At 62.0% G+C, this 8,076-nt stretch carries 17 protein-coding genes; all 17 read right to left on the bottom strand.

Translation table 11 applies throughout. From position 1 onward, the window contains the following. Positions 1-190: 190 nt before the first annotated feature. Positions 191-328 carry a hypothetical protein gene (locus B4N44_RS02535; protein WP_213455952.1) on the bottom strand — a complete coding sequence of 46 codons (138 nt, stop codon included), beginning with the start codon at positions 326-328 and terminating at the stop codon, positions 191-193. A 33-nt stretch (positions 329-361) separates the two neighbouring features. After that, the gene (locus B4N44_RS02530) at positions 362-634 is read right to left on the bottom strand and encodes a type II toxin-antitoxin system RelE family toxin (RefSeq protein WP_296696639.1); all 273 of its coding nucleotides are present in this window, start codon (positions 632-634) and stop codon (positions 362-364) included. Position 635: 1 nt separating this feature from the next. Then, on the bottom strand, positions 636-845 hold the full coding sequence (locus B4N44_RS02525; RefSeq protein ID WP_213455956.1) for a hypothetical protein: 210 nt from the start codon (positions 843-845) through the stop codon (positions 636-638). 152 nt (positions 846-997) lie between these two features. Then, positions 998-1,477 (bottom strand): hypothetical protein, encoded by a 480-nt coding sequence (locus tag B4N44_RS02520; protein WP_296696634.1) that lies wholly within the window; start codon positions 1,475-1,477, stop codon positions 998-1,000. Positions 1,478-1,514: 37 nt separating this feature from the next. Further along, the gene (locus B4N44_RS02515) at positions 1,515-1,694 is read right to left on the bottom strand and encodes a type II toxin-antitoxin system HicA family toxin (protein WP_296696632.1); all 180 of its coding nucleotides are present in this window, start codon (positions 1,692-1,694) and stop codon (positions 1,515-1,517) included. Further along, complete coding sequence (locus B4N44_RS02510) at positions 1,691-1,909, bottom strand: type II toxin-antitoxin system HicB family antitoxin (protein ID WP_296696629.1); 219 nt, start codon at positions 1,907-1,909, stop codon at positions 1,691-1,693. Before B4N44_RS02510 ends, B4N44_RS02515 begins: the two co-directional genes overlap by 4 nt. A 215-nt stretch (positions 1,910-2,124) precedes the next feature. Beyond that, positions 2,125-2,352 carry a hypothetical protein gene (locus B4N44_RS02505; protein ID WP_296696628.1) on the bottom strand — a complete coding sequence of 76 codons (228 nt, stop codon included), beginning with the start codon at positions 2,350-2,352 and terminating at the stop codon, positions 2,125-2,127. Positions 2,353-2,766: 414 nt separating this feature from the next. Beyond that, a complete protein-coding gene (locus B4N44_RS02500) occupies positions 2,767-3,084 on the bottom strand; it encodes a DUF1640 domain-containing protein (protein ID WP_296696625.1) in 318 nt (105 codons plus the stop codon). Positions 3,085-3,318: 234 nt separating this feature from the next. Continuing rightward, the gene (locus B4N44_RS02495) at positions 3,319-4,407 is read right to left on the bottom strand and encodes an Rpn family recombination-promoting nuclease/putative transposase (protein ID WP_296696623.1); all 1,089 of its coding nucleotides are present in this window, start codon (positions 4,405-4,407) and stop codon (positions 3,319-3,321) included. Beyond that, on the bottom strand, positions 4,404-4,751 hold the full coding sequence (locus tag B4N44_RS02490) for an FkbM family methyltransferase (RefSeq protein ID WP_296696621.1): 348 nt from the start codon (positions 4,749-4,751) through the stop codon (positions 4,404-4,406). Before B4N44_RS02490 ends, B4N44_RS02495 begins: the two co-directional genes overlap by 4 nt. Further along, the gene (locus B4N44_RS02485) at positions 4,667-5,128 is read right to left on the bottom strand and encodes an FkbM family methyltransferase (protein WP_296696619.1); all 462 of its coding nucleotides are present in this window, start codon (positions 5,126-5,128) and stop codon (positions 4,667-4,669) included. The genes B4N44_RS02490 and B4N44_RS02485 overlap by 85 nt, the downstream gene beginning before the upstream one ends. A gap of 283 nt (positions 5,129-5,411) precedes the next feature. Further along, on the bottom strand, positions 5,412-5,834 hold the full coding sequence (locus B4N44_RS02480; RefSeq protein ID WP_296696617.1) for a DUF5615 family PIN-like protein: 423 nt from the start codon (positions 5,832-5,834) through the stop codon (positions 5,412-5,414). Continuing rightward, a complete protein-coding gene (locus tag B4N44_RS02475; RefSeq protein WP_296696616.1) occupies positions 5,834-6,067 on the bottom strand; it encodes a DUF433 domain-containing protein in 234 nt (77 codons plus the stop codon). Before B4N44_RS02475 ends, B4N44_RS02480 begins: the two co-directional genes overlap by 1 nt. 253 nt (positions 6,068-6,320) lie before the next feature. Continuing rightward, positions 6,321-6,461 carry a hypothetical protein gene (locus B4N44_RS02470; RefSeq protein WP_296696614.1) on the bottom strand — a complete coding sequence of 47 codons (141 nt, stop codon included), beginning with the start codon at positions 6,459-6,461 and terminating at the stop codon, positions 6,321-6,323. 185 nt (positions 6,462-6,646) lie between these two features. Beyond that, positions 6,647-7,105 carry a DUF29 domain-containing protein gene (locus B4N44_RS02465; RefSeq protein WP_296696611.1) on the bottom strand — a complete coding sequence of 153 codons (459 nt, stop codon included), beginning with the start codon at positions 7,103-7,105 and terminating at the stop codon, positions 6,647-6,649. A gap of 256 nt (positions 7,106-7,361) precedes the next feature. Further along, the gene (locus tag B4N44_RS02460; protein WP_296696610.1) at positions 7,362-7,670 is read right to left on the bottom strand and encodes a type II toxin-antitoxin system PemK/MazF family toxin; all 309 of its coding nucleotides are present in this window, start codon (positions 7,668-7,670) and stop codon (positions 7,362-7,364) included. Further along, positions 7,667-7,840 (bottom strand): DUF2281 domain-containing protein, encoded by a 174-nt coding sequence (locus tag B4N44_RS02455; RefSeq protein WP_296696607.1) that lies wholly within the window; start codon positions 7,838-7,840, stop codon positions 7,667-7,669. Before B4N44_RS02455 ends, B4N44_RS02460 begins: the two co-directional genes overlap by 4 nt. Between the last annotated feature and the right edge of the window lie 236 nt (positions 7,841-8,076).

Genomic DNA, 8,076 nt, shown 5'->3' with positions numbered 1-8,076 from the left:
CGGCGCGACGACGACCGCGCCCGGCGAGGCCGCCGTACCTCGTCCCTGTGGCGGCTTAGCAACAGTGGACCAATCGATGATCAAGGCCGAAAGGCGAGAGCCATGCCGAGTTTAACAGTGCCTTGGCCGTTGGTGGATCACGTAAGCCTATGCTCTTAAAATAGATCTTCTTAACTGAGTGCCATTCGGGTCAGAGCCCTTTCTCGTCCCAGGTCGGCAAGGGGCCGAAGCGTTGGGTCGGCTGGCGGCTCAAGATGCCTGCCTTGGCCTTGGCTTCGCCGTCGGCAAAGTTCAATTGATACGCTTTGGTCTCCTGAATCGGGGTCATGAGGTTCACATCATTGCTGCTGCCGTGCAGGGATCAAAGCCCGTCGAGTTCACGGTAGACCTCGCGCCGGTGGCCGAGCTTGACCACCACCAACAGTGTTTCCTCTTGGATTTGCGCGATGATGCGATAGTCCCCGACGCGAAACTTGTAGAGTTGGTGATGACCTTGCAGCGCACGCCCCAGCTCGCGCGGATCATCGCGACCGCTCAATCTATCCATGAAGTCCAAGAGTCGCTTCTGCACCGAGCGATCCAGCTTCGCCAGCTGACGCTTCGCGCGTGGCTTGAGGGCTACCTTCCAGGGCATGTCAAAAACCGAGGTCGCGCTTCACTTGCTCCAGCGGGATCGGTGCCTCGCCGTCGTCGAGGGCCTCCATCGCATCGGCGAGGTCTTCCACGTCTTCTAGGTAGTGCTCCACCAGGGTGGCGATGACTTGTTCTGGAGTCTTGCCGCGGGCCTTGGCCAGTCCGGCTAGCGCCGTGGCGGCCCGATCAGGGATGGGGACGGTCAGGTTCATCGTGTGGTTGCTCCAACGGTCGAGATAGCCATGCCAGTTGCGCTAGAAAAGTAGAAAAGGGACAGATTTATTTTCTCGGTCATGACTTTGGTTCGCGCGTGCTCGAATATCAGCGCCGACACGGCCGATCCCTCCTTGCACCGGCTCACCCTTCAACCGGACTCGGAACCAATCAGGTCTTCCACGTTCGCGGCATCGAAGATGCCGTCGAGCCACACGTCCAGCTGCGCGATCTCGGCCGCGTCGATCCGCCGCTCCGCCCAGGCCGGGACAGTGCCCTCGACCTTGCCTTTGGCCTCGCCCTTGACCTCGCCTTCGGCAAAGATCGACTGATAGGCCCGCGTCTCCTGGATGGGAGTCACCAGATTCAACATCGCCCAGATCTCCTTCGCGGTGAGTCCGCGAAATCGTTCGAAAAACCAATACTCCAAGACCTCGCCGAGGACCTCGCGGACCTCGGCGGGCACCGCGGGGTCGGAAAAGGGGTCGGAGCCCTTTGCGGGAAAAGGGGTCGGAGCCCTTTGCGGCACGAAAATCCAGCGCACCGACCAGACGCGTGAATGCACCGAGGTCTTGATATGCTGACGATTGCTTGCCGGTTGTCCGGCATCGGGTCGGTCATGCACAAGCATTGCAGATCTTTCCGGTCGTTCCGTCTCACCGAATGTCTCACTCCGCACCTAGGCTTTTTAGGATCTTTCTTGCCAAGGGTTCCTTGATCTCAGTGTGCCGGGGCACGGCTTCGGTTCTACCGTTCGCTGGATTGACCCAAAGCGCATGCGATGCCCCCTCGCGTTTCAAGTAGCAACCGGCGACTCTCAACTTTTTCTCCAGCAAAAGCCTTTTCATCCAACGGCGACCGTGTCGCGAATGGCATCATGTGGAAGGCCACGTAGGATATCGGAGGTGCGGTCGTCCAGGATCATTTCTATCGCCTGCCGAAGACTGTCCTTGGCTTCCTCCAGCGTATCTCCTTGTCCATTTGCGCCAGGTACCTCCGGGCACATCGCCCAAAATCCACCTTCCGGGGCAGGCTCGATAATCGCTGTGAATTCACCTTTCATGCGTGGTTCTCACTGAAGAAAAGAAAACGAAGGAGAGCCTGGGGTCAAGAGCCTGGGGTCAGGTCTTGATATGTGACTTTTTTGCTCACGGGTTTGTCCTTATAGGGAAAAGTGCTCGGAGCCCTTTGCGGCACGAGAACCAAGGCGGCGATGGCAGCGACCCGGATAAACATGAGTGGCGTTTGGGTCCGGTCTCCCATTGCGCAGCCCGCCCGTCAGCCGCTTGCCCCGTCGATGGGCGCACCCCCGGTCGTCTTCTCGCCGGTGGTCGAATCCCCGCCGACCTCGCGCACCGCGCGCAGCCAGCCCTCTCCATCGGCGAGGATGAGCAACTGATCGCCAAGCTCTTCCAGTGCGCCGAGGTCGCGGATGCGCGCAAGCCACGGAGCACTGCGGTCCGCGATCGCGGGGCCGAAGCGGCGGCGCAATTGCCGGAGCAGCATGTGACGGGGAGACTGGGGGGAGACTGGGGTCAGGTCTTGACATGTGCCTATTTCGCTCATCGCTTTGGTTCGCGCGTGCTCGAAAATCGACGCCGAAACAGCAGATCCCCGCCGGCACCGGCTCACCCTTCAACCGGACTCGGGACCAATCAGGTCTTCCACGTTCGCAGCATCGAAGATGCCGTCGAGCCAAACGTCCAGCTGCGCAATCCCGGCCGCGTCGATCCGCCGCTCCGCCCAGGAAAAGGGGTCAGAGCCCTTTCGGGGCTTCGGGGGCTAGGTCTTGAAAAGCAATATCGGTTCACGGCGATGAATGCATCCGTCCATTCGCCGGCTCCGGGGTCAGGCTCACCTTGAACACCTAGCGTAGAAGTCCTGCGACACTCATCGTAAAGCGTGGTGGCTGGCATCAGGTTAGAGCAGCTTGACCAAGGCGGCGATGGCGGCGACCTGGGCGAACATGAGCGGCACGAGCCATTTCAACAGGTCGATTTTGGTACGGGCGATGTCGCCGCGCAGTTGTTCGATTTTCAACGTCAAGTCGGCGCGGACTTGCTCGATCTCTTTTTGCAGCCGCAGCTCGGTCTCGCGCAAATGGGCTTGGGTGGCTAAATCCTGCAGGTGCGGATAGCGATCTTCCAGACGCTCGAAGGCTTCGGCGATCACGCGAGCGCGACTGCGCTCGTCGGGGGCCGTGGTCAAGGCATCGTAGAGTGCGACAACGGATGTCATGGCGATGTGTGAGCTCTCACATACGTTGGTTGTGACCGCTCCGGACCAAACCGCCTGTCCAGTCCGGCGGCAGTTATTCGGTCTTAAGAATCGGTCGATGTCGCGAAGAAGTCTAACACGACATCAGGGGGAGCTCGGGGTCAGGAGTTCGGACAAAGAGCCTGGGGTCAGGTCTTGATATGTGACTATTTTTGCTCACGGGTTTGTCCGGTCTCCCATTGCGCAGCCCGCCCGTCAGCCGCTTGCCCCGTCGATGGGCGCACCCCCGGTCGTCTTCTCGCCGGTGGTCGAATCCCCGCCGACCTCGCGCACCGCGCGCAGCCAGCCCTCTCCATCGGCGAGGATGAGCAACTGATCGCCAAGCTCTTCGAGCGCGCCGAGGTCGCGGATGCGCGCAAGCCACGGAGCACTGCGCTCCGCGATCGCGGGGCCGAAGCGGCGGCGCAATTGCCGGAGCAGCATGTGACGCGCGGCTTCTCGACCTTGCTCCAGTCCTTGCTCCAGTCCTTGCTCCAGTCCTTCCTGCTTCCACTGATCGGTCCAGCTTTCGAGATTCTCGGCGAGCATCTGATAGACCTCGATTAAATCGCTTAGGGGTGGCAGCTCGACCCCGGACAGCCGCTTGGGCAGGAAGACACGCCCGAACCAGATCGCAAAGGCCCGACGCAACCCAAGCTGATCGGGCGCCTGGAGCCAGTCGGTCAGGGCGCGCACGATGTCCATCGCGGCCGCGGATCCGCGGCTCGCCTCGAGCCGAAACAGCGCGGCGCTGAGATTGCGCTCGGGCAGCGCGCCGCTCTTGGCGATCCGTTGCTCGTCGAGCAGAAGATAGCCTTGGCGTGGTCGATAGGCCTCCAGGACCGACGGCGCGGGTTCGATCAAGGGCTCGAGCGTTTCGGCGGCGGTCCAGGCGTTGGCTCCATTGTAGAGCACAACCGGGAGGACCGGAGGCAGGCGACCGGCGACACTCAACTGCTCGGCGCGGATGAGGTCTTGGTAGAGTAGACCGATGTAGGTCTGAATGCGCACGGCCATCCAGGAATCGACGCCGGACTGGAATTCCAGCAGCAGGTAGACATAGAGCCAGTCCTCACCCCAACGCACACGCCAGATGATGTCGTCGGCGCGGTCGCGCAGGTCGTCGCTCACATAGCTGCCGCTGGCGCGCTCCAAGGTGCCGAGATCCAGCTCGCGCACCCAGGCGCCGGGCATGAAGCCGCTCAGCAGATCCCGGACCATGGCAGCGTGCGCGAACAGGAGCTTGTAGCCGCTGTCGTGCGTCGGCTGGCGCTTGTCCGTGGGCACCGTGCCACGCTTGCTCATGGCTGCGCAGCACCCGAGGTGCTCGGCGCTCGCCGAAACAGTAAATCCGCCTGCACCGGCTCACCCTGGTGGACGTGGGTATTGAAGCGCCCGTCCAGGCTGAACCCGGCCTCGATCAGAAAGCGCTCGATCTCCTCGTGCAGGGCTTGGCCCTCGTAGAGCTCGACATAGGATGCCTCGACGTAGACCGCATCGATCTGCGGCAGCAGGCCGGTGGCGCCCTTGAGCACCTCCAGCTCGAAGCCTTGGACGTCGATCTTCAGCAGCACGGGACGCGGCAGGGGTGTCGGAAGACAGGCATCGAGACGCTTGATCGGCACGCGCAGTTCCCCGGATTCTTCCATTCCGAAGATGGCCTTCTGGCATGCGCCCAAGGCGAGCAGGGGGAGGAGTCGGTGCGGGTGGCGAGATGCATCCGGCCTTCGCCGGGGGCGGCTCCCAAGGCGCAGTCGTGGATCTCGGCCTGTCCGCGGGTGACGCGCAGGAGCTTGGCGCGGGGTCCGGGCAGCGGCTCGAAGCAGATCAGCCGGGCCTTGGGCCAGCGCGTGCGGGCGTAGACGGCGAATTGGCCTTTGTTGGCGCCGACGTCGATGACGGTGGCGAACTGGTCGCGTCCGAGGGCGACGTCATGGTCCAGGGTGGCGGCCACGCCGTGCAGCAGTGCGGGCCAGCAGGCGGGGCTTTGCAGGAGCTTGGCGTATTTGCGCAGACGGGGCGACATGTCGGGGGTCCTTGTCTTGTCGTGCGGGGTTGGGGGCGATCTCGGAGGGTTCCGGGGAGATGGCCGAAAAGCTCGGGGTCACCATTTAGCTGACCCCGATCAATGGTACGACCTCTTTTCTCGCACCGAAGCACGCTTGTGTCGGTCGGGAAGTGCCACTTTGGTACCGCCAACGCGCCCGCGGTTCTCGTTGAAAGGTCGCGGATTCACTCCGATCAGAGCCCTTTCTCGGACCTTTTTCTACATACCGATGATCAAGGGGCCGATTGGTTGCCGATTGCGATTACCGTGGTACGTCCCCGATTTCCTCGTCCCCGGTTTCCTCCGCACCTTCATCGTTCACCAACGCCGGACGAAAGCGGACCCGGCCCCGTTCCAAAACCACCAGATGACCGGGGATGCGAGCGACGAGGTCTTTCAGGGTGAGGAATCGCTTCAACAAGTCGGCGATCGCTTCGGCCGTATCATTGTCGGCGACCCGCAGCACCAGGCGTCCTGGCGCGGTTTCCGGTGGGTAGGCGCGGGTGTCGGCGAAATCGAGATCCCGAGTCACCAGGATGGCGCCGGTCGCCTGAGCATGGCGGTCGATCAGGTCGTCACTCGCGCGGCCCATTTCCAGGTCGCGCACATGAGCGGCCGAGTGCCCGGCTGCGATCAGAGCGCGCAAGGCGGACCGTGGCATGTTGGCGTCAAGCAGGAAGCGCATCAGGCCACACGCGGGAGCGGGTGGAAGGATTCCTGCGCGATCAGGTCATTCGCGAAGATCAGGGCGGCCTGAATGTCCGCGGGGGTGAGGCCGTATTCCTCCTCGATCGCGGCCATGCTCATGCCGCCCGCCAGGCTGCCGAGGATGATGGAGACCGGCACGCGGGTATCGCGGATCACCGGCTTGCCGTGACAGATGGCGGGATCGATCTGAATGCGCTCGTTCAGATTCATGCTGCTCTCCCAAGGTTGCGTTGACGGTGGCGCTAAAGCTGATGATAGCGGACTTCGGGAAAAGAGGGTCCAAGCAAGGCCGCAAGCAAGGCCGGGGTCAGGTCTTGACATGTGCCCAGCGAGCAAGGCCGGGGTCAAGCGCAAGGCCGGGGTCAGGTCTTGATATGTGCCCAGTATCGCTCATGGCTTTGGTTCGCGCATGCTCGAAACTCGGCACCGAAACAGCAGGTCCCCGCCTGCACCGGCTCACCCTTCAACCGGACTCGGGACCAATCAGGCCTTCCACGTTCGCGGCATCGAAGATGCCGTCGAGCCAAACGTCCAGCTGCGCAATCCCGGCCGCGTCGATCCGCCGCTCCGCCCAGGCCGGGACAGGGCCGAAACGGCGCGCCAATTGGCATAGCGGGGTCAGGCCTTGAAATGCAGCACTTTCTCCCCGGTCGGCCGACCGACATCGGATCGGCCGTGCACAAGGATTGCCGCCACTTCAGGTTGTGCCGCTGCACGGAATGGCTCACTTCGCACCGAGGCTTTTTAGGACGAACAGCAGGGTTAGCGGGATTTGGCAGTGGCGACAGTTCATCCGAAGTCGCCTTCGCCGGCAGCGGGCCAATACTCATCGTCCAGAACCTGATCGATGGTAAATGGACAGGTCGACGGAAAGCGGTTCAGTGCCAGCCCGGTTTCCTGCGCCGCCTCGCGCCGAGCCGTATCGTAGATCTCACCGAGGGTCGCAGCCAGCGTTGGCCGTAAGCTCGGACTCTCTTTGAGCAGAAGCTTGATATCGATCCGTTGCGTGATGACGGTCACGCCCCAGCTGCGGGAACGGCGTTCGGGTTGGCACTGCATCTTGAGAAGATGCAGAACCAAAACGATCAGACGGTTGCGCAGTTGTCGCCGCTCGCTTCGGCTCATGCCGTCAAGCTCCTCCGAAAGGTGTTCCCGATCGAGTCGTTCGAGGTCGCCCGCACGGAGATGGCGCGCCTGCTCTTCGAGCCAGCGCAGGTAATCGGTGTCATAGCATGTGGTTTTGGTCATGAGCGGTGCTTGATGCTTGCGATACCGACCTTAGGGTACGCGGATGTCGGTATATCCGTCATCCAGAAGAAGAAAAAGGCTGGGGTCAGGTCTTGATATGTGCCTATACTTGCGCACGGGCTTGGCGGTAAGCCCCTGGAATCAATCGAAAAAACAAAACTTTAGGACCTGGCCGAGCACTTCGCGAACCTCGACCAAAGGTCGGTTATTCGGATTGATCGTCTTCTGCCAGCCACCGTCCAAGCCGTTCGCGGATTTAGATCAGGCGGGCCACCTCAATGCGACCGATGGAGCCGGTGAGCAGCGCGCCATCCAGCACCGCCAGGCGGGACAAGCGCAATACGCTCGGGACTTTCAAGCCAGAGACTGCAAAATCGGGCTCCGAGGGCAGAATCATCTCATCCAGGTCGGGTTCGGCCTGATGCAGCCGGGAAGACACCATGCACACCAGCCAATCCTCAAAGCGCCGCGATGTGCGGCGAAGCAACAGTACCGGGCGCAGCTTGGTCCCACTCAGATCAGTATGAGGGAAGGGCGTCAGGGCAATCTGGCCGGCCTTCTTCATCGCCAACGTTCCTTTAGGTCGGACTCGCCATAGAGCGGGGGCTCATCCTCCAGACCCCGCATGGCCTGCGCCATCGAGAATTCGGAGAAGTCAGTTTCCGACCATTCGTACGCCTGGTCCACGGGCCTCCGAGAAAAGCGCTCCGCGAGATAGTCCACGAAGTCGAACACTTCAGCCTGTTTCTCTTCTGGGGGTCACCATTTAGCTGACCCCGATCAATGGTACGACCTCTTTTCTCGCACCGAAGCACGCTTGTGTCGGTCGGGAAGTGCCACTTTGGTACCGCCAACGCGCCCGCGGTTCTCGTTGAAAGGTCGCGGATTCACTCCGATCCGCGCCAGTCACCCTTCTGGATCAAGGCGGTGGGGCTGCTCCGTTGGGAGTAGACACCCGGCCCCTGGCTCCT

It is taken from the genome of Thiocapsa sp. UBA6158 (assembly GCF_002423035.1).
In the GTDB taxonomy this organism is placed as follows: domain Bacteria; phylum Pseudomonadota; class Gammaproteobacteria; order Chromatiales; family Chromatiaceae; genus Thiocapsa.
The sequence above is the reverse complement of the archived record's forward strand: the minus strand, read 5'-3'. Positions and strand labels throughout refer to the sequence as shown.

Excerpts from the sequence above, each read along its gene's own strand:
- B4N44_RS02500 (WP_296696625.1), bottom strand. The coding sequence starts at position 3,084 with ATGACATCCGTTGTCGCACTCTACGATGCCTTGACCACGGCCCCCGAC.
- B4N44_RS02460 (WP_296696610.1), bottom strand. The coding sequence starts at position 7,670 with ATGAAGAAGGCCGGCCAGATTGCCCTGACGCCCTTCCCTCATACTGAT.
- B4N44_RS02505 (WP_296696628.1), bottom strand. The coding sequence starts at position 2,352 with ATGCTGCTCCGGCAATTGCGCCGCCGCTTCGGCCCCGCGATCGCGGAC.
- B4N44_RS02520 (WP_296696634.1), bottom strand. The coding sequence starts at position 1,477 with ATGCTTGTGCATGACCGACCCGATGCCGGACAACCGGCAAGCAATCGT.
- B4N44_RS02465 (WP_296696611.1), bottom strand. The coding sequence starts at position 7,105 with ATGACCAAAACCACATGCTATGACACCGATTACCTGCGCTGGCTCGAA.
- B4N44_RS02475 (WP_296696616.1), bottom strand. The coding sequence starts at position 6,067 with ATGAATCTGAACGAGCGCATTCAGATCGATCCCGCCATCTGTCACGGC.
- B4N44_RS02525 (WP_213455956.1), bottom strand. The coding sequence starts at position 845 with ATGAACCTGACCGTCCCCATCCCTGATCGGGCCGCCACGGCGCTAGCC.
- B4N44_RS02530 (WP_296696639.1), bottom strand. The coding sequence starts at position 634 with ATGCCCTGGAAGGTAGCCCTCAAGCCACGCGCGAAGCGTCAGCTGGCG.
- B4N44_RS02515 (WP_296696632.1), bottom strand. The coding sequence starts at position 1,694 with ATGAAAAGGCTTTTGCTGGAGAAAAAGTTGAGAGTCGCCGGTTGCTAC.
- B4N44_RS02510 (WP_296696629.1), bottom strand. The coding sequence starts at position 1,909 with ATGAAAGGTGAATTCACAGCGATTATCGAGCCTGCCCCGGAAGGTGGA.
- B4N44_RS02485 (WP_296696619.1), bottom strand. The coding sequence starts at position 5,128 with ATGTCGCCCCGTCTGCGCAAATACGCCAAGCTCCTGCAAAGCCCCGCC.
- B4N44_RS02490 (WP_296696621.1), bottom strand. The coding sequence starts at position 4,751 with ATGGAAGAATCCGGGGAACTGCGCGTGCCGATCAAGCGTCTCGATGCC.
- B4N44_RS02535 (WP_213455952.1), bottom strand. The coding sequence starts at position 328 with ATGACCCCGATTCAGGAGACCAAAGCGTATCAATTGAACTTTGCCGAC.
- B4N44_RS02495 (WP_296696623.1), bottom strand. The coding sequence starts at position 4,407 with ATGAGCAAGCGTGGCACGGTGCCCACGGACAAGCGCCAGCCGACGCAC.
- B4N44_RS02480 (WP_296696617.1), bottom strand. The coding sequence starts at position 5,834 with ATGCGCTTCCTGCTTGACGCCAACATGCCACGGTCCGCCTTGCGCGCT.